This window comes from Saccharopolyspora sp. 6M (assembly GCF_020176775.1).
Taxonomy (GTDB): domain Bacteria; phylum Actinomycetota; class Actinomycetes; order Mycobacteriales; family Pseudonocardiaceae; genus Saccharopolyspora_C; species Saccharopolyspora_C gregorii.
In genome coordinates this window covers 1-1,099 of sequence record NZ_JAIUJZ010000264.1, presented here as the reverse complement: position 1 = coordinate 1,099, position 1,099 = coordinate 1, and the positions used below count along the sequence as shown (strand labels likewise).

The window sequence follows — 1,099 nt, the reverse complement described above, 5'->3', positions numbered from 1 at the left end:
CCCCTGCGGCCGGCCCCCCCCGCGCGCGCCCCCCCCGCCCCCCCCCCCCCCCGCCCCCCCCCCCCCCCCCCCCCCCCCCCCGGGGGGGCCCGGGGGGGGGGGCCCCCGGCCCCCCGGGGGGCCGAGCACGATCAGGGCTGCATGACGCCGAGCCCGAGCAGCGCGAACACCAGCAGGCCCAGCCCGATCCGGTACCAGACGAACAGGTACACGCTGTGGTGCTCCACGAACCGCAGCAGCCACGCGATGCACGCGTAGCCGACCAGGCCCGCCACCAGCGTCGCCACGATCATCTGCACGCCCGAGGGCTGCAGGCCAGGCCCGCCGCCCTCGAACACGTGCGGGATCTCCGAGAGCCCGGCCGCGAACACCGCCGGGATCGCCAGCAGGAACGAGAACCGCACCGCCGTCGGCCGGGTCAGCCCCAGCGACAGCCCGGCGGTGATCGTGCCACCGGAGCGCGACACCCCGGGGATCAGCGCCAGCGCCTGCGCCAGGCCCATCAGCACGCCGTCGCGCAGCGTCAGGCCGTCCTGCGCCCGCTGCTGCCTGCCGAACCGCTCCGCCAGCCCCAGCAGCACGCCGAAGACGATCAGCATCGCGCCGGTCACCCACAGGCTGCGCAGCGCCCCGCGAATGTAGTCCTGGAACAGCAGGCCCAGCACCCCGATCGGGATGCTGCCCACGATCACGTACCACGCCAGCCGGTAGTCCTGAGTGCGCCGCACCTCGGCGTCGACCAGGCCGCGGAACCACGTGCCGATCAGCCGGACGATGTCCTTGATGAAGAAGATGACCACGGCCAGTTCGGTACCGATCTGCGTCACCGCCGTGAACGAGGCGCCCGCGTCATCGCCGAAGAACAACTCCGAGACGATCCGCAGGTGCCCCGACGACGAGATCGGCAGGAACTCGGTCAGACCCTGGACCACGGCGAGCACCATGGCCTGCAACCACGACAACTGAACCCACTCCAGTGCTGTGAGAGATGAATCGGGCCCGCACCGGTTCCGCGACCAGGGCGACGCCTCGTCCTGAGCGCAAATCTTGCATCACCGCCCGCACCTGCCCCGTCCCGCCCCACCGCAGCGGCCACCAG

General features: G+C 73.0%; 1 protein-coding gene. It reads right to left on the bottom strand.

Annotated elements, in window-relative coordinates; translation table 11 throughout:
- Positions 1–131 precede the first annotated feature (131 nt).
- Complete coding sequence (locus LCD31_RS26870) at positions 132–962, bottom strand: undecaprenyl-diphosphate phosphatase (RefSeq protein WP_224962634.1); 831 nt, start codon at positions 960–962, stop codon at positions 132–134.
- Positions 963–1,099: the final 137 nt, after the last annotated feature.